The 18,972-nt window shown below is 64.5% G+C and carries 10 protein-coding genes and 1 tRNA gene; 7 read left to right on the top strand and 4 right to left on the bottom strand.

The genetic code is table 11. From position 1 onward, the window contains the following. Positions 1-217 precede the first annotated feature (217 nt). Positions 218-4,744: an ExeM/NucH family extracellular endonuclease gene (locus tag ACUYMZ_RS05020; RefSeq protein WP_481602309.1), complete on the top strand. Its 4,527-nt coding sequence runs from the start codon at positions 218-220 to the stop codon at positions 4,742-4,744. A 53-nt stretch (positions 4,745-4,797) separates the two neighbouring features. Here ACUYMZ_RS05020 and ACUYMZ_RS05015 read toward each other — a convergent pair whose 3' ends face one another. Continuing rightward, positions 4,798-6,735 (bottom strand): FAD/NAD(P)-binding protein, encoded by a 1,938-nt coding sequence (locus tag ACUYMZ_RS05015; protein WP_481602308.1) that lies wholly within the window; start codon positions 6,733-6,735, stop codon positions 4,798-4,800. Positions 6,736-6,795: 60 nt separating this feature from the next. Between ACUYMZ_RS05015 and ACUYMZ_RS05010 the strand changes: the two genes are divergently transcribed. After that, on the top strand, positions 6,796-8,994 hold the full coding sequence (locus ACUYMZ_RS05010; protein WP_481602307.1) for a prolyl oligopeptidase family serine peptidase: 2,199 nt from the start codon (positions 6,796-6,798) through the stop codon (positions 8,992-8,994). A gap of 70 nt (positions 8,995-9,064) precedes the next feature. Next, positions 9,065-9,153: transfer RNA gene (locus ACUYMZ_RS05005), tRNA-Ser, on the top strand. 79 nt (positions 9,154-9,232) lie between these two features. Here ACUYMZ_RS05005 and ACUYMZ_RS05000 read toward each other — a convergent pair. After that, a complete protein-coding gene (locus ACUYMZ_RS05000; protein ID WP_481602306.1) occupies positions 9,233-10,666 on the bottom strand; it encodes an MFS transporter in 1,434 nt (477 codons plus the stop codon). A 180-nt stretch (positions 10,667-10,846) separates the two neighbouring features. Beyond that, complete coding sequence (locus ACUYMZ_RS04995; protein WP_481602305.1) at positions 10,847-13,012, bottom strand: RecQ family ATP-dependent DNA helicase; 2,166 nt, start codon at positions 13,010-13,012, stop codon at positions 10,847-10,849. Between the two features lie 125 nt (positions 13,013-13,137). On the opposite strand from ACUYMZ_RS04995, the gene ACUYMZ_RS04990 reads away from it, so the two are divergent. The 4 genes from ACUYMZ_RS04990 (at position 13,138) to ACUYMZ_RS04975 (ending at position 16,931) form a co-directional block, all read left to right on the top strand. Continuing rightward, positions 13,138-14,556: a phosphomannomutase/phosphoglucomutase gene (locus tag ACUYMZ_RS04990; RefSeq protein WP_481602304.1), complete on the top strand. Its 1,419-nt coding sequence runs from the start codon at positions 13,138-13,140 to the stop codon at positions 14,554-14,556. A gap of 12 nt (positions 14,557-14,568) precedes the next feature. Beyond that, on the top strand, positions 14,569-15,066 hold the full coding sequence (locus ACUYMZ_RS04985) for a hypothetical protein (protein WP_481602303.1): 498 nt from the start codon (positions 14,569-14,571) through the stop codon (positions 15,064-15,066). Between the two features lie 23 nt (positions 15,067-15,089). Continuing rightward, on the top strand, positions 15,090-15,599 hold the full coding sequence (locus ACUYMZ_RS04980) for an RrF2 family transcriptional regulator (RefSeq protein ID WP_426006019.1): 510 nt from the start codon (positions 15,090-15,092) through the stop codon (positions 15,597-15,599). Between the two features lie 174 nt (positions 15,600-15,773). Then, the gene (locus tag ACUYMZ_RS04975) at positions 15,774-16,931 is read left to right on the top strand and encodes a globin domain-containing protein (protein WP_481602302.1); all 1,158 of its coding nucleotides are present in this window, start codon (positions 15,774-15,776) and stop codon (positions 16,929-16,931) included. A gap of 89 nt (positions 16,932-17,020) precedes the next feature. Here ACUYMZ_RS04975 and ACUYMZ_RS04970 read toward each other — a convergent pair whose 3' ends face one another. Beyond that, positions 17,021-18,847 carry a phosphoenolpyruvate carboxykinase (GTP) gene (locus ACUYMZ_RS04970; RefSeq protein WP_426006017.1) on the bottom strand — a complete coding sequence of 609 codons (1,827 nt, stop codon included), beginning with the start codon at positions 18,845-18,847 and terminating at the stop codon, positions 17,021-17,023. Positions 18,848-18,972: the final 125 nt, after the last annotated feature.

The raw sequence follows: 18,972 nt of genomic DNA, 5'->3' as shown, positions 1-18,972 counted from the left end.
CACTTGGCCGCCTGTCAGGCGGTGACCAGCCGGTGGCCTGCCGGTGACCGGAGCAACCCCCCGGCCACCGGCGCGCCATCCCCTATTCATCCGTTCGTGTTCAGCTATGCCCGAGGCAGCTTTACCCGGGAGTAACTTCCGGTACATCGTCCACTTCACAAGACAGTGGGCGCCGTCCATGGAGCCCCACAGGGCTCACTAATGAAAGTTAGAGCGGATGCACCAAAAGCACTGGAAACTATTGGCAGGGACCATCCTGTCAGCGGGATTGATAGCGGCCCCGCTGACGGCGGTCCCGGCCATCGCAGCCGATGAACCGGCGGCCGGCACGTCGCCGGTGGTCATCAACGAGGCCTACTTGAGCGGAGGCAGCAGCGGGGCCGCGTTCAAGAACAAGTTCGTAGAGCTCTACAACTCCTCGGATACGCCGGTCAGCCTGGCCGGCTGGTCCCTGCAATACCGATCGGCAACGGGAACGGGAGCCCCCACCGGCATCACCGCCCTGGCTGGCACGATCCCGGCCAAGGGCCACTTCCTGATCCAGGGCGCTACGAACAGCGGCACGTCCACTGCTCCTGCCCTGCCCGCGGCGGACGTCCAGGCCAGCGGCACCCTGAACCCGAGTGGCACGGCGGGAACCTTGATCCTCGCCAAGCAGCCAACAGCCGTCTCTCCGCTGGCCGCAGGCTCCGTGGCGGGCGACGCCGCCATCGCGGACCTCCTCGGCTACGGTACGTCCAATACGTTCGAAGCGGCGCCGGCCCAGGCTCCGTCCGGGAACACGGACGTGCGGAGCCTTAACCGCACCAACGGCGTGGATACCGACTCCAACGCCGCCGATTTCAGCCTGAACGCCACCATCACGCCCACGGCGGCTGGAGGCAGCGGAACGCCCTCGGATCCGCAGCCCGAACCTGGCACCAGGACCATCGCGGAAATCCAGGGCACGGGCCCAGCCAGCCCCTTCGTCGGTGCCACGGTGACCACCCGTGGCAAGGTCACCGCGGTCTACGCCACCGGCGGTTTCAACGGCTACTACGTCCAGACCCCCGGAACCGGCGGCGACGGCAGCGGGGCGGCCAGGACGGCGTCGGACGCTTTGTTCGTCTACTCCCCCACGACTGCGGGTTCCGTCCAGCAGGGCGAGTATCTGGAACTGACGGGGCCCGTGAGCGAATTCGCCAACCAGACCCAGATCACGGTGGAAGCTGCCGGGTTGAAGAAGCTCACGGAAGCCGCACCCGAAGTGAAAGCCACGCCGTTCGCGCTGCCGGCCAATGACGCCGCGCGCGAGGCTTTCGAAGGCATGCTCGTGGCGCCCGAAGGCAATTTCACGGTCACCGACAACTACTCGTTGAACCAGTACGGCGAAATCGGCCTCGCTGCCGGGACGTCACCTTTGGTACAGCCGACGGCGGTAGCCGCCTACGGTTCGGCGGAATATGCGGCGGTGGTGGCCGACAACGCGATGCGCGGGATCAAGCTCGACGACGGCGCGTCCACCAACTTCCTCAAGGACGCCACCACCAAGGCCCAGCAGCTCCCGTACCTCACCACCACGGATCCTGTCCGGGTGGGCTCACCGGCAAACTTCACCACCAACGTGATCCTGGGCTACGGCAACAACGCCTGGAAGTTTCAGCCGCTCACTGCGCTGACTCCGGCCAACGCCGACACAGTCCAACCGGCGACGTTCACCGCCAGCCGCCCCGAGGGTCCGGCAGATGTTGGCGGCACGCTGAAGTTGGCGTCCTTCAACGTGTTGAACTACTTCCCCACCACCGGCGACCAGCTCAGTGGCTGCGTGTTCTACACCGACCGCGACGGAAACCCGATCACCGTCAAGGAAGGCTGCAACGCACGCGGTGCTGCCAACGCGGAGAACTTCGAGCGCCAGCAGGCCAAGATCGTCGCAGCCATCGCCAAGTCCGGCGCCGACGTCGTGTCCCTCGAAGAGATCGAGAATTCTGCGCAGTTCGGCAAGAACCGCGATGATGCCCTGTCCAAGCTGGTGGACGCCCTCAACGCCCAAACGCCGGGAATCTGGGACTACGTGCGGACACCGGCCAACGCCCCGCCACTCAGCGACGAAGACATGATCCGCACGGCGTTCATCTACAAGAAGGCCAACGCCGAACCTGTGGGCGAATCCATTATCCACAATGACACTGTGGCTTTCGCGAGCGCCCGCAAGCCCCTGGCACAGGTCTTCAAGCCGGTGGGTGCAGCCGATGACAGGAAGTTCATCGCAATCGTCAACCACTTCAAATCCAAGGGATCAGCGGCCACTCCGGACGACACCGACAAGGGCCAGGGTGCGTCCAACATTGCCCGCACCAAGCAAGCCGAATCGCTGCTCGCTTTCTCCAAGGACCTCCAGGCTTCCAAAGGCACAGACAAGGTGTTCCTGATCGGCGACTTCAACGCCTACGCCAAGGAAGACCCCATCAACGTCCTCACTGGTGCCGGTTACGTGGACCTGGAGGCGGGAACTAACAAACACTCCTACTTGTTCGGCGGAATGGTCGGTTCCCTGGACCACATCCTGGCTTCCCCCGCTGCGTACAAGACCGTGACGGGAACCGACATTTGGAACATCAACTCCGTGGAGTCCGTGGCGCTGGAGTACAGCCGGTATAACAACAATGTGACCAACTATTATGCTCCGGACGAGTTCCGGGCCAGCGACCACGATCCTGTGGTGGTGGGCCTCAACCTGGCTCCGGACGCACCGGCAACCGTTGACCTGCAGTTCCTGGGCATCAACGATTTCCACGGCCGGATCGACACCAACACCGTGCTGTTCGCGGGGACCGTTGAGAAACTCCGTGCTGCGGCAGCTCCTGGCGCCACGGCCTTTATCTCGGCAGGTGACAACATCGGGGCGTCCCTCTTCGCCTCCTCGGTCGCCAAGGACCAGCCCACCATCGATGTCCTGAACGCGCTTGAACTCCAGGCCTCAGCAGTGGGCAACCACGAGTTCGACGGCGGCTGGGCTGATCTGCGCGACCGCGTTGCCGCAGGGGGCAACAACGCCACGTTCGCCTACCTGGGTGCCAACGTCTACCAAAAGGGCACCACCACCCCGGTCCTGCCGGAGTACAAGGTCCTGGACATGAACGGCCTCCGGGTGGCCGTCATTGGCACGGTCACCCCGGAGGTGCCCACCCTTGTCACGCCCGCAGGCATCGCGGATCTGGATTTCGGTGATCCGGTGGACGCCATCAACCGCGTTGCGGCCAGGATCAAGGCTGACAACGCGGCCGACCTGATCATCGTCGAAAACCACGACGGCGCAGCCTCCGGAACACCGGAAGGCGCCACCCTGGAACAGGAAGTCGAGGCCGGCGGACCATTTGCCAAGCTGGTCAACGAGACCACTCCAGACGTTGCCGCGATCTTCACCGGGCACACGCACAAGGAATACGCCTGGGATGCTCCCGTCCTGGACAGCAACGGCCAGCCAACCGGAAAGACCCGTCCGATCGTCCAGACCGGAAACTACGGCGAAAACGTTGGCACCGTGACCCTGACGGTGGACACTGCATCCAAGTCCGTGACGGCTTATAAGGCAGCCATTGTGGACAGGACAACCGAAACGGCAGAAAGCCTCGTCGCCGCCTACCCGCGCGTCGCCGCGGTCAAGACGATTGTTGACAAGGCATTGGCCAATGCTGCAGAAATCGGCAACCAGCCCGTGGGTGCAGTGACCGCCGATATCACCACAGCCTTCACCCCTGATCCGGCCGGCGGTGCCCCCAAGCGCGACGACCGCGCGAACGAATCCACCCTTGGCAACCTCGTGGCGGACTCCCTGGTGGACACGCTCAAAGCACCGGAACTGGGCGGGGCGGAGATCGGCGTCGTCAATCCGGGCGGTCTCCGGAACGAGCTCTACTACGCACCCGACGGCACCATCACGTACGCAGAGGCCAACGCCGTGCTGCCGTTCGTGAACAACCTCTGGACCACGTCACTGACCGGTGCCCAGTTCAAGACCCTGCTGGAACAGCAATGGCAGACCAACCCGGACGGCACCATCCCCAGCCGCCCCTACCAGCAGTTGGGCCTCTCCAAGAACGTCAACTACACCTACGACGCTTCCCGCCCTGCCGGTGACCGCATTACCGGCATCCGGATCGACGGCGAGGTCATTGATCCGGCCAGGCAGTACAGGATCGGGACGTTCAGTTTCCTCGCCACCGGCGGTGACAACTTCCGGATCTTCAAGGAAGGCAGCAACACGAAAGACACCGGACTGGTGGACCGCGACGCCTGGATCAAGTACCTCCAGGGGAACAATCCGGTCTCTCCGGACTTCGCGCGACGTTCCGTGGCCGTGGCCAACTCCACCGCGGCGGAAGTCAAGGCCGGCGGCGCCATCGCCCTGGCCGTCTCCAAGCTGGACCTGACCTCCATCGGCAGCCCGGCCAACAAGACCCTCAAGGCTGTCTTCATCGACGCGAAGGGCGCCAACACAGCCCTCGGCGATGTGCCGGTAACCGGGGGTGCCGCGGCGGTCGACCTCAAGGTTCCCGCCTCAGCAGCTGCAGGACCGGGCACGCTGGTGCTGACCGCCGTCGAGTCCGGGACCGTAGTGAAAACGCCGGTCACGGTGGCTGACAGCGGACCCACCCAGCCCCAGTGCACGGCTCCGGTCAAGCCCACCAAGTGGTACGACGTCGTGGGATGGCTGAAGTACGCCATCGCGTGGCTTGAATACCAGCGGTGCCTGAGGGGCTAGCCGCTCCCCCGCCGTCGTCATGCCCCCAAGCCCGGCTTGGGGGCATGACGCGCTTAAATGCCGAGGATGCTCCGCGCGATTTCGTCGGCATCGCGCAGGGTCCGCTGGCCGCTGGCGTAAACCCTGCCGGTGCGCGGACGCGCTTCGGCGGCGATGGCGGTCCCCCACTGGGAGGCCGACAGCTGCAGCCCCAGGACATACATGCCCTTCGTGACGGAACCGTTGGCAGCCACTGGACGGTACGGGTGCGGCTGGACGTCCAGGCCCGTGGTCTGCATCGGTGTGCCTTCCACGCTCATCATGATCCTGGTGCGCACCAGGCCGTCAGCCATCAATTGCTCCAACAGCGGCGAAACGTTGAAATTGACCCGGTTGGCCGGCGACATCGCCTCGATCAGCGTGCGGGCTTCCGCGGGAGCATCGTGTACCCAGGGTGAATCGGCCCGGAAGACTCTCGCGGTCCTGTCTACGCTGAACTTGGGGTCGGGTCCTACGAAGCTCACGACGCCGGCCCGCGCCAAGGCGGCCAGCTGTTCCGATCGCAGGGCGGGAGGACCGCTCGCCAGCCCCTCCACGAACGACTCAAACCATCCGCGGAGTCCGGCAAGCCAGGACTCGTCGGTGATCCCCCCGTCCGCGACCACGGACTTCAAAATCGCACGGCCGGTATGAAGGGCGCCGATCGCCATCTTCACCGGGTCCGACTCCCCCAGGGCTGACCGCCGCGCGTCATCATCCAGGTATGCAGTGATCGCCGCATCCAGCTCACGGCGGGAACTGAAAGACCTGCCGGCTAATGGCGCGGCAAGCGCGCGCAGATTGAGGCGGCGCGAGGCTACGACATGCTTCTCCACGAGCTCGCCAACGTCGCTCTCCCAGTTCGCCGTGGAGTGGGCGTGCGGCTGCATCGCGTCCCCCAGGTCCGCCAGGAACTGTTTCGGGTCGCGGATGGCTGCCGGTTGGGACCTCGCCAGCGTCGAGTAGTAAGCCCACAAGGCATCCCGGTGGAGCAGCGGCCACAGATCGTGGTCAAACGCCGGCTGGATTCCTGCCGCCCGAAAACGGTCCATGGCCGCCTCCGTCAGGTACCGCATGGTGACGCTGCTGGGGTAATACCCGGTCAGGCCGGCTTTCGCGCGGTACGGCGTCCCCCGCCGGGAGGCAGCAATGATCTTCGGTTCGCGGCCCGACGGCCGGTACTCAAGAGCGGCGGCTCCGGGTGAGCCGGCGTCCACAAACTTGCCCCCACGCCCTTCGGTGAGCTGCCCCATCACATCGAAGAAATTCAAACCCATGCCCCGGACCAGCACGGGCTCATTGTCCGGCACGCGCTGCCAGTCAACATCGGCAGGAGGCGCAGGAGGGAAATAGAGCAGGCCATGTTCGGCTGCCGCCTGGTCGAAGGAACGCTGCTCCGGGTTCAGCCGCGAGTCGACATGGCCCAGCGCCAGGACCACCGAACCGACGGTGAGGACCGCGCCGTCCGCAAGTTCGACGTCGAACTGGTCGCCTGACGGACGCGCAGCAACAGCCTCCGTCTGGTGGAAGGTGACCTCAACGGCGTCGGGCTTGCGCTGCAGCACCTCCGCGAGCGTCTGCCGCAGATAACGCCCGTACAGCGCCCTGCTCGGGAAATCATGGGACTCAAGGGTGGAAAGCTCCGCCTTTTCGGCCTCGTCCAGTCCGCGGCCATCACGACGGCGGGACTCCCGCCACTGGTCGAACGAACCACCCGCGAGCGGCGGCGCAAGTTCGGGATCCTCAGGAATCAGCGTGGGATAGAACGATTGGGTGTTCATCAGGAACAGCCGCGACTGCTCCGGCTGCCAGACATGCCCTGAACCCGCGGGGTAAGGGTCTACGACGTGGATATGGAGCGACTGGAGGGCTGTCGGGGTCGCCGTCCAGTTGGCGAGCAGTCGCTCAAGGACACTGGTCCCGCGGGGACCGGCCCCGATCAGGGCGACACTGCGTGTTTGCTTTTTATCCACGCTCCAGCTTAACTTCCGTGTGACTTGCTTCCCGTTGACGGGAGTTGCTTGGATGGGGCGATGACCACCACAGCAGAGACCGGTCAGGGACCGGCCGAACCGATCGCACCTGAACCCACGGACGAGAACGCGTGGCTGGAAGACATCCACGGCGAGGAGCAGCTGGCCTGGGTCCGGGAACAGAACGCGCGTACCGAAGACCTGCTCGATGGTGACGACTACGCTGCCGTGGAGGCCGGAATCCTGGAAGTCCTCGACTCCACGGACCGCATCGCCATGGTGGGCAAACGGGGCGGGTACTACTACAACTTCTGGAAAGACCAGGAACACCCCAAAGGCCTATGGCGCCGCACCACCTGGGACAGCTACAAGGCTGACGCGCCTGAGTGGGATGTCCTGCTCGATATCGACGCGCTGGCCGCCGCAGAAGGTCAGGAGTGGGTTTTCCACGGAGCCAGTTTCCTGCGCCCCCGGGACGGCGACGACTACCGGCACGCCATGATCGCGCTGTCGCCCGACGGCGGAGACGCCAACCGCTACCGCGAATTCGACGTAGCCACCCGACGTTTCGTGGATCCTGTTGGCGGTGGCTTTGATATTCCCACGGCCAAGGGCAATATCAGCTGGCTCGACGCCGACACCCTGCTCGTCTCCAGCACGGCCGCCGGACTCCCTGCCACGTCCTCTTCGTATGCCCGGACCGGCGTGAAGCTTCGCCGGGGCCAACTGCTGGACGATGCCGAACGGCTTTTCGAGATCCCCGAGGACCACATGCTGGCCATGGTGGTCCACGACGCCACTCCGGGCTTCGAACGGACCTTCGCCGTTGACTACATCGATTTCTACAACCGCCAGACCTGGTTGATGCAGGACGGCCGGTGGCTGGCCATCGATGTGCCCACGGACGTCAACATCAGCGCCCACCGCGGCTGGCTCCTGTTCCGCCCCCGGAACGACTGGGAACCGGCCGGCACCGTGCATCCCGCCGGATCCCTGCTGGCCGCCAGGTTCGATGACTGGCTGGCGGGTTCCCGGGAGCTCACCGTCCTGTTCACCCCGGATGAACGAACGTCACTGCAATCCTGGAGCTGGACCCGCGACTACCTCCTGCTGAACCTCCTCCGGGACGTTTCATCCGAAATCCGGGTACTGGATCCTTCCCAGGCCGGCCCGGACGGTTCCTGGGCGTCCACCCTGCTGGATGCCTGCCCGCCCCTGCATGATGTCAATGCCTACGCCGTGGACGACGAAGACTCTCTCCCCGGGCCGGGCGACGATGCGTCTGTGGACGCCGCCGGCAACGACTTCTGGCTGGTGGCCACCGGTTTCACGACGCCTACCACCCTGATGCGCGGAACCCTGACGGCCGCTTCCGGAACCCCAACCGTGGTGAGCAGCCACGCCGTCGTCAAGCAGTCGCCGTCGTTCTTCAACGACGAGCTCTACGAGGTGCAACAGCACTTTGCCACCTCCGCCGACGGCACCAAAGTTCCGTATTTCCAAGTCGCCGCCAAGGACCTGGTGCTGGATGGCCGGAACCCCACCCAGCTGTCCGGATACGGCGGGTTCGAAGTCTCACGCACTCCTGCCTACAGCGGAACCATTGGACGCGCCTGGCTGGAACGGCGCTTGACCGGTCCCGATGCACGCGGCGGTGTGTACGTGGTGGCGAACATCCGTGGCGGCGGCGAGTACGGACCGTCCTGGCACCGGGCGGCCCTGCAGGAGAACAGGCACCGCGCCTATGAAGACTTTGCAGCCGTGGCCAAGGACCTGGTCACCCGCGGCGTCACCAGCCGCCGGCATTTGGGCTGCGTGGGCGGCTCCAACGGCGGACTCCTGGTGGGGAACATGCTGACCCGTTACCCGGAGCTGTTCGGTGCTGTGTCCTGCGGCGTACCCCTGCTGGACATGCGCCGGTACACCAAGTTGTCCGCCGGATACTCCTGGATCGCCGAGTACGGCGACCCCGACGTGCCCTCGCAGTGGGAATTCATCAAGACTTTCTCCCCCTATCACCTGCTCAGGGACGGCGTGGACTACCCGGAGACGTTCATCTGGACGGCAACCTCGGATGACCGCGTCGGGCCTGTCCAGGCACGCAAAATGGCCGCCCGCATGCAGGCCATGGGCATACCGAACGTGTGGTTCCACGAAGCATTGGAGGGCGGACACGCGGGAGCCTCGGACAACCGGCAGGCCGCAGCATTGCAGGCCCGCAGCAATCACTTCCTCTGGCAGGCCCTGGCCGGAGCCTGAGTGACTGGGCGGCTGTTTTGCACTGGGCCGCACGTTCTGCGTATCCTTGGTGGGCTAGCAATAGCGGATTGGAGACGTGCCAGAGCGGCCGAATGGACTTCACTGCTAATGAAGGGTCGGGGTTAAACTCGACCGGGGGTTCAAATCCCCCCGTCTCCGCGAATTGGTCCCGGTTCTTTTGAACCGGGACCTTTTGCGTTCCAGGTGTCCGCTGAGGGCTTCAGCCGGACGCCGCAAGCTACCTCCGGGCCGACCCGGCGCTGACCTCAGCACCTGCATCGCGGTGGAGGGCGAGGCTGTCGGCGGCGCTCACCAGCATCAGGACCGCCATGGCAATGAACGCGCCCTGGTAGGCGGCAATCTGGTCTGCGCCGAAGACCGGGGCGGTATCGAACAACCGCAGGAACAGGGCGCCCACCGCAATGCCTGCCCCTGCGGCCAGTTGGACCAGCGTGGCGGAAATGGCGTTGGCGGAGGGCAGCTCGTCCGGGATGATGTCCGCGTACTGCACTGAGGCGTAGGCGGAGAATCCTATGGAGCGGAACGCCCCGCTGAACAGAAGCAACGCAAAGATGATGGGTTCCGGTGTCTGCGGGGTCAGGAACGCGCAGAGGGCAAAGGTTGCCGCCGACGCAAGCGAGGCAAACACGAGCACCGGCTTGAAGCCAAAACGCCGAATGATGGGCGTGGTGGCTGGCTTGATGCCGATATTGCCGATGAACACGGCGGCCACCATCACCCCGGCCTTCAGGGGATCCCACCCGAACCCGTCCTGGAACATCAAGGGCAGCAGGAACGGGACGGAACTGATGGTCAGGCGGTAAATGAAACCACCCGTGGACGTCGCCCTGAACGTCCGGGTCCGGAAGACGCCGAGGTTGAACAGCGGCACGCGGGTCCTGCGCATCCACCAGACTGCACCTCCCAGCGAGAGGACTCCGGCGGCAACCACGACGGCGGCCAGCAGCCCGGGCGCGTGGCCGCCCAGGGTTTCCAGGCCCACCACCAAGGCACCAACGCCCAGCGTGGTCAGCAGCAGGCCAAACCAGTCCAGCTTGCGCTTGCCCTGAGGTTTAGTGCCCGGTACCAACCGGAGGGCTGCGATAAACGCCGCGATGCCCAGCGGCAGGTTGATGAGGAAGATCCAATGCCAGGACAGGAACGTGGTCAGGGCTCCGCCCACCATCGGAGCGAGGACGGGCGCAAGCAGGCCAGGCCACACCAGATAGGCGGTGGCACGCAGGAGCTCGGACTTGGGCGTGCCGCGGAGGACCACCAGGGTCCCGACCGGCACCATCATCGCCCCACCGGCTCCTTGGGCCACGCGGCTCAGCGTCAGCATGGTCAAGTCCTGGCTGAGTGCGCATAGCAAGGATGCGACCGTGAACACCGCGATGGCCGTGCAGAACACCGTTCGGGCGCCCATCCGCTCGGCCAGCCAACTGCTGAGCGGAATACCCATGGCCACGGTCACCAGGTATGCCGTCATGGTGATGTTGACATCCGCCGCAGCTACGGTGAAGTCTGAGGCGATACTGGGAATGGCCGTGGTCAGGACTGTGCCATCCAGGAACTCCATGAAAAACGTCGCCGCCACCAGCAAAGCCAGGCGTGGCTGCCAGGTGCCTTCCTGTCCTGCTGTGACGTCCGTGCTGCTGGAAGGTGTACTCATGACTTCCGTCCGGGATCTCTGGGGTGGTCCGCTCCGCTCATGCGGGTTTGCCTAGATCCTATAGAGGCAGAGTGGGAGCGATCACAACATGACGTTCATCGCAGGGGTTTCATTGCAGTTGGACGTTCATATCGGGCGTCCATACCGGGCACCCCGCAGCATCCCCGCGCTATTTCGGCGCTATCCCGCCTGCGCCAGGGCCAGTGGAAGCACCGCGCCGGCCCCAGCATGCCGAAGCGCTCCTCCCGCCACTGTCATGGTCCACCGTGAGTCGATCAGGTCATCCACCAGGAGGACAGGCTGTCCTTGCAACGCTGTCAATGCGTGGGCCAGCTCCGGGCCTACGACCAACCGGTCCCAGACTCCCGCGAGCCTGAAGGCACTGTTGCCGCCACGTGATCCCGTGGGTCCACCGAACTGGGGCTGGAGCTGACCCAGATACGGCATACGGCCGATGCCTGCGATTCCTTCAGCCAACGTCGCCACCAACTGCGGCTTGCTTCTTGAGGGAATACTGATTACAGCGGCGGGGCGCCCGGCTCCGCTCCACGGCGTTCCGCCTTCGGCCCCGGACCATTCGCGCAGCACCTGGACGCAGCCCTGCAACATGGCGGGGTCAACAGCGCGGTCTGTCGCTCCTGCTGCAAACAGCTCCCGCAGCGGACCTCCCCAGCCCAGATCAGTCAACCGCGCAAGGACGCGTCCTTCCGAAACGCTTGTGTCCGGCTTGATCTTTCCCTTCACCGCGACCCCCAGCCGGTCCATGCCACTGGGCCACTGCAGCCGGGGCTCCACTGCGACTCCTGCCCGGCGCAGCGTCTGGCCGGCTGTATCCATGGCGGAGTCGGCGATATCCGACGGGAACCAGCGGCCGGCGCAGTTGTCGCAACGGCCGCAGGGAGCAGCCGTAGGATCATCCAGCACCGACGTGATGAACTCCATGCGGCAACCGGCGGTGTCCTGGTAGATCACCATCGAGTCCTGCTCATCCACGCGGGCCTCCGCGATTCGGGCGTACCGCTCAGCATCGTAGCTCCAGGGGTGTCCTGTTGAGCGCCAGCCGCCTCCTACGCGTTCCACTGCTCCGTCCACGGCCAAAACCTTGAGGAGGAGTTCCAACGGGGTACGGCGAAGGTCCACCCTGGCTTCCAGTGCCACCGTGGACATGGCCGCACCTGCTTCCGACAGGACGTGCAGGACATCCGAGGCCTTTTCTTCGGAGGGCATGGACGCTGTCGCAAAGTACTGCCAGATCTCACGGTCCTCGGGTCCCGGAAGCAGGAGGACGTCAGCGTTTGCTGCGCCACGACCGGCGCGACCCACCTGCTGGTAGTACGCAACCGGGGACGACGGGGCGCCAAGGTGGACGACGAAGCCCAGATCCGGTTTGTCGAATCCCATTCCCAAAGCGGACGTGGCCACCAGTGCCTTGACCTGGTTGTCCTTAAGCAGTTGTTCGGCCCGCTCACGGTCCGCAGGATCAGTTCGGCCCGTATACGGAAGCACGTTGTGGCCGGCCTCGGACAACAGGCGGGCGGTATCCTCTGCAGCCGAAACCGTGAGCGCATAGATGATGCCGCTTCCCGGAAGGTCGCCCAAGTGCGTCAGAAGCCACCCAAGGCGGTCCCTGGAGTTGGCCAGCTTGAGGACGCCAAGCCGCAGGGACTCCCGCCCCAAGGCCCCGCGAATGGTCAGCACTCCTGCTCCGAGCTGTTCTTCAATATCGTGCACCACACGCGAGTTGGCTGTGGCGGTGGTTGCCAGCACGGGGACAGACCCCGGAAGTTGGGCGATGAGGTCCGCGATCCGGCGGTAGTCGGGCCGGAAGTCATGTCCCCAGTCCGAGATACAGTGGGCTTCATCAATGACCAGCAACCCCGTCCGGCGGATTAACTCCGGCAACTGGTTTTCCCTGAAGGCAGGGTTGGTCAGACGCTCCGGGGAGACAAGGAGTACGTCTACCTCGTCAGCGGCCAGCTGTGCCCTGACTGTGTCCCATTCAAGGGCGTTCGCGGAGTTGATTGCAACCGCACGGACCCCCGCCCGCGCCGCCGCCGCGACCTGGTCCCGCATCAGGGCCAGCAATGGCGAGACGATCAGCGTTGGACCTGCACCACGGCGACGCAGGAGCAGCGACGAGACGAAGTAGACCGCAGACTTCCCCCAGCCGGTCCTCTGCACCACCAGGGTCCTTCGCCCGGCATCAACCAGGGCTTCGACGGCCTCGAACTGCCCCTCGTGGAAGTCCGCCTCTGGATGTCCCACCAGCTCCCGGAGGCAGGCCAGGGCGTCCTGACGGGTAGATGTTTGCACGGAAGCGGCGGCGTTCGCGGGGTTATTGGCCATGGATTCCAGTATTCCAGCCAGCCCCGACAGCCATCACCCCGCAACCTGCCTATGTGGAAAACGGGTTTCCACAAGCACTCCTCCCGGTTCCTGCCGAGTTGCCCTCCCGCAGTAGGATTGAGCGCGTGACTAGCGAGCAGAACCAGAATTTTGACCTCTCGGCTTCCTTCAAGGCGTATGACGTCCGGGGAATCGTGGGGGAATCCATCACGGCTGAAATCGTTGAGGCCGTGGGTGCTGCCTTCGTTGATGTCCTTGGCATGGAAGGCCAAACCGTCCTGGTGGGCGGGGACATGCGCCCTTCCTCCCCGGAGTTCAGCCGGGCGTTTGCCAATGGTGCTGCCACCCGTGGGGCGGACGTGCAGCTGCTGGACCTTATTTCCACGGATGAGCTCTACTACGCCAGCGGCGCGCTCAACGCCGCCGGGGTCACGTTCACCGCAAGCCACAACCCGGCGGAGTACAACGGGATCAAGATGGCCAAGGCCGGTGCGGTGCCGATCTCCTCGGAAACGGGCTTGAAGGAGATCCAGGCCCTGGCAGAGGAATACTTGAACAGTGGTTCCATTCCTGCCGCTGCCGTGCGCGGGCAGATCGGTGTCCAGGATGTCTTGAAGGGTTATGCCGAGTACCTGCGCAAGCTGGTGGACCTGTCCGGTTCGCGCCGGTTGAAGGTCGTGGTGGATGCCGGCAACGGCATGGCCGGGCTGACCACTCCCGCGGTGCTCGGTGACAAGCTGTTGCCTGCCCTGCCCTTCGAGATCGTCCCGCTGTACTTCGAGCTTGATGGCTCTTTCCCCAACCACCCGGCCAACCCTTTGGAGCCGGAGAACCTCCGGGACCTGCAGGCAGCGGTGATCGAGCACGGCGCGGATATCGGCCTGGCCTTTGACGGCGACGCCGACCGTTGTTTCGTGATTGATGAGACCGGCCAGCCGGTGTCCCCGTCCGCGATCACCGCATTGGTGGCCCGGCGGGAGATCGCCCGGGCCAAGGCAGCCGGTGAAGAAACCCCGGTGATCATCCACAATCTGCTCACGTCCAAGGCTGTGCCCGAGCTTGTCGCCGCTGATGGCGGCCGCGCAGTCAGGACCCGTGTGGGCCACTCGTTCATCAAGGCCGTCATGGCCGAAGAAGGCGCAGTTTTCGGTGGCGAACATTCGGCCCACTTCTACTTCCGCGATTTCTGGAACGCCGACACCGGGATGCTTGCCGCGATGCACGTCCTCGCAGCGTTGGGTGAGCAGGACGGGCCACTGTCGGAGCTGGGCCGGCAGTATGAGCCCTATGTCTCCTCCGGTGAGATCAACTCCGAGATCGAAGACAAGGCCGCCGCGATCGCGCGCGTACGTGAAGACTTCGCCGCAGAAGACATCGACGTCGACACCATGGACGGGTCCACCTTCACCGCCAGGAACGGATCCTGGTGGTTCAACCTGCGCCCGTCAAACACCGAACCGTTCCTGCGCCTGAACGCCGAAGCCAAAGACCAGCCCACCATGGAAAAGATCCGCGACCGCGTCCTCGCCATCGTCAGGGGATAAGGAACACAGACCATGAGCCAAACACCTCAAGCAGCGGGGAATCCGGCCGAAGACCACACGCAAACCTCCACGCCCGGCGCGGAAGACGCCGGGATCGTCCAGGAGCGTGAACTCCGGGAGACCCTTGGGACAGCCCTGGGCACCGCGCAGGAACACCTGCTCCAGAACGGTGGGTTCCTTCCCTTCGGCATCACACTGTCCCATGACGGTGAACTCAGGATCGTCATGGTGACGCCCAACGAACCGGACGAGAACGGCGAGCTCGATGCCGGGCAGATGCTGGACGACGTTCAGCACCTCCTCCGCCAAGGCCGGGACGACTACCGCGCGGTAGCCATTGCCTACGACGTCACCCTGCCGGAACATGGATCGGACGGGATTACGGGAGCAGCGGAGCACCGCGACGGTGGCGTGCTGGCAGCGATAGTTCCCTATAGTGAAACAGAAGACGGGTTCACTTTTGGAGCAATGGAGCCCGACACCCACGAGCCGACGATCTGGGTGGACTAGACCTCGTCACGTAAGGGAAAGCCATGAAAATCAATGCTTTCGCGGATGTGAGCCTCCGCGCTGTCATGGTGCTTGCCGCCGCTCCGGACGGCACGTTGTTGACCACCCAGGCTGTGGCCAATGCCGTAGGCACTCCTTACAACCACGTCAGCAAAGCCATGGTCCGGCTGCGCGAGATGGGCTTGATTGATGTTGAGAGGGGCAGGCTCGGCGGCTCACGCTTGAACACCGCCGGCCGCCGGGCCACCGTCGGCCAGATCCTGAGGCAGCTTGACAGCCGCCAGGACCCGGCCGAGTGCCAGTCCCCCAATGGCGATTGCCCCCTCCTGACCGAGTGCGGGCTCCGCCATGCCATGAAACGTGCACGAGAAGCCTTCTACCGCGAGCTCGATGCCGTAGTCATTTCCTCTTTGCCCCATGCGCGCCAGATGGCTCCGGTCTTTCAAACCATCGGCCTGCGTCCCGAATTCCAACACGCGTCTGCAGGAGAACCGGCAACCTCACCACAGGCAGCCCCGGCCCTCCCGTCCTGATCGTCCCGCGCCGTCCTGATCGGCCGACCCCCTCCTGATCGGACCGCGCTTGGCGGACTCAACTTGCATAACCCTTCTACAGGGCGTAGAAATTGAGCTGTGAATACAAGCATTCCAAATACTTGTATTCGGATGGTCCGGACAACCCGGCCGGATACCAACGTCAGGAGAACCATGCTCTCGGAAAAATCCCGCCCCATCATTGAAGCCACTCTCCCACTGGTCGGATCACGGATAGGTGCCATCACCACAGACTTCTACAACCGCCTCTTCTCCGCGCATCCCGAGCTGCTGGACGGCCTGTTCAGCCGATCCAACCAGCGCTCCGGCGAGCAGCAGAAAGCGCTGGCGGGAAGCATCGCGGCGTTCGCCTCCCACCTGGTCAACAATCCAGGCACCCTTCCGGAGAGGGTTCTTTCGCGGATCGCCCACAAGCACGCATCCCTGGGTATCGTCGAGGAACAGTACGGGGTAGTTTACGAGCACCTTTTCGCAGCCATCGCGGCCGACCTCGCTGACGTCATCACGCCGGAAATCGCCGAAGCCTGGACCGAGGTTTACTGGCTCATGGCCGACGCCCTCATCAAGCTGGAAAAGGACCTCTATGCGTCCCAGGCCAACACCCACCTGTGGATGCCGTGGCGGGTGGTATCCAAGGAGGTGGCCGGCAAGGATTGCATGACATTCATCCTTGAACCTGCTGATGACACGCCGGTTACCGAAGCCAAGCCCGGCCAATACATCAGCGTCAAGGTGGCACTGCCGGACGGCCTCCGCCAGGTCCGCCAGTACTCACTCACCGGCGGCGCGGGAACCAGCCGGATCTTCACCACCAAACTCAACGACGGCGGCGAGGTGTCCACCGCCCTGCACACCGCCGTCGAACCTGGTGACGTCCTCGAGATTTCCAACCCGTATGGCGAAATCACGCTCAAGGACGGGGAGGGACCGGTTGTCCTTGCCTCGGCGGGAATCGGATGCACCCCGACGGCGTCGATCCTGCGCTCGCTCGCAGACGCCGGATCGGACCGCGACATCCTGGTCCTCCACGCCGAGCGGTCCATGGACAGTTGGGCCCTGAGCGGCCAGATGACTGCGGACGCCGCGAAGATCGATGCCCGGTTGCACCTCTGGCTGGAGTCCCCGGAACCCGGAGCCAACGCCGGCTTCATGTCGCTGCGCGAGGTGGACCTGCCGGCCGGCGCCTCGCTCTACTTGTGCGGGCCGCTGCCTTTCATGAAGAAGATCCGCGACGAAGCGATTGAAGCCGGCATCCCCGCCACCCGCATCCATTACGAGGTTTTCGGACCGGACGTCTGGCTTGCCAACTAGAAAAACCAACGACGGCGGCCTGTCACCTTTCCAGCGAAAGGTGACAGGCCGCCGTCGTTCACTTAGGGACGCCGTTGTCCCTAAGAGGTCTAGGCCAGACGCTTCTTGAGGCCGTCCAGTTCAGACTGCAGTGCTGCCGGGAGCGAACCGCCGAAGTTGGCGAACCATTCCTCGATGGAAGCCAGCTCTGCAGCCCACTCGTCAGCGTCAACGCGGACCGCTGACTCAACCTCGGCCGGGGTCATGTCCAGGCCCTCAAGGTCGATCGAGTCTCCGGTCGGGACGAAGCCGATCGGGGTCTCCACGGCGTCGGCCTTCCCTTCAAGGCGCTCGATGGCCCACTTGAGCACGCGTGCGTTGTCACCGAATCCGGGCCAGGCGAAGCCACCCTCGGCCGTGCGCCGGAACCAGTTGACCAGGAAGATCTTCGGCAGTCGCCCGGGGTTGCCCTTGGCCGACAGGTTGACCCAGTGGTTCAGGTAGTCGCCCGCGTCGTAACCGATGAACGGGAGCATGGCCATGGGGTCGCGGCGGACAACGCCAACGGCGCCGGCGGCAGCAGCAGTGGTCTCCGACGAAAGGGTGGAGCCCATGAAGATGCCGTTGGACCAGTCGCGGGCCTCGGTGACCAGCGGGATGGTGGTCTTGCGGCGGCCACCGAACAGGATTGCCGAGAGCTCCACACCGTCGGGGCTGTAGTACTCGTCCGCCAGCATATCGATCTGGTCGATCGGCGTGCAGAAGCGTGAGTTCGGGTGCGCAGCCGGGGTTTCCGAATCCGGAGTCCAGGAGTTGCCCTGCCAGTCGGTCAGGTGCGCCGGGGTCTCCTCGGTCATGCCTTCCCACCAGACTCCACCGTCGTCGGTCAGCGCGACGTTGGTGAAGATGCTGTTGCCCTTGGCGATGGCGCGCATGGCGTTGGGGTTGGTGCCCCAGCCGGTGCCCGGAGCGACGCCAAACAGGCCGGCTTCAGGGTTGACGGCCCGGAGTTCGCCTTCCTTGCCGAAGCGCATCCACGTGATGTCGTCGCCAAGGGTCTCCACCTTCCAGCCCTTGATGGTGGGATCGAGGAGCGCAAGGTTGGTCTTGCCGCAGGCGGACGGGAACGCAGCGGAGACGTAGTACGTCTTCTGTTCCGGGGAGGTCAGCTTGAGGATCAGCATGTGCTCTGCCAGCCATCCCTCATCGCGGGCCATCACGGAGGCGATGCGGAGTGCGTAGCACTTCTTGCCCAGCAGGGCGTTTCCGCCGTAGCCGGAACCGAAGGACCAGATGGAGCGCTCTTCAGGGAAGTGCACGATCCACTTCTCCGGGTTGCAGGGCCAGGCAACATCGGCCTGGCCGGGCTCCAGCGGAGCGCCAAGGGAGTGCAGGGCCGGCACGAAGAAGGCGTCGGTCTGTGTGATGCGCTCGAGGACATCCGAGCCGATGCGGGCCATGATGCGCATGGAGGCCACCACGTAGGCGGAGTCGGTGATCTCAACGCCGAACTTGGGGTCTTCGGCATCCAGGTGGCCCATGACGAATGGAATGACGTACATGGTGCGGCCGCGCATGGAGCCGGCGAACAGGCCGCGAAGCTTCTTCTTCATCTCCTCCGGCGCCATCCAGTTGTTGGTGAAGCCGGCATCGCGCTCGTTTTCGGAGCAGATGAAGGTCTGCTCTTCAACACGGGCAACGTCTGCGGGATCGGAGAACGCGGCAAAGGAGTTGGGGAACGTCTCGGGGTTCAGGCGCTTCAGAGTTCCAGCCTCGACGAGCTCGTCGGTCAGCTTCTTGTTCTCTGCTTCGCTGCCGTCAACCCAGTGGATGCGGTCCGGCTGGGTCAGTTCAGCAACTTCCTCAACCCAAGCCAGCAGGCGTGCATGCGTAGTAGGTGCCTTCTCAAGCAGCGGCAGTCGCGCCAGATCGCCCATTGCGGTTCCCTTCCTCGGGTTCAGTGGTGTGTCCTAAACGATAGGGGCCGCGGACCAGACCATTGGGCTTGTCAGACATCTGATCTGCAAAGGAGCGAAGAGCAAAACCCCGGGAATTCAAGGAT

The sequence above is a fragment of the Arthrobacter sp. T572 genome (genome assembly GCF_056780115.1).
The sequence above is the reverse complement of the archived record's forward strand: the minus strand, read 5'-3'. Positions and strand labels throughout refer to the sequence as shown.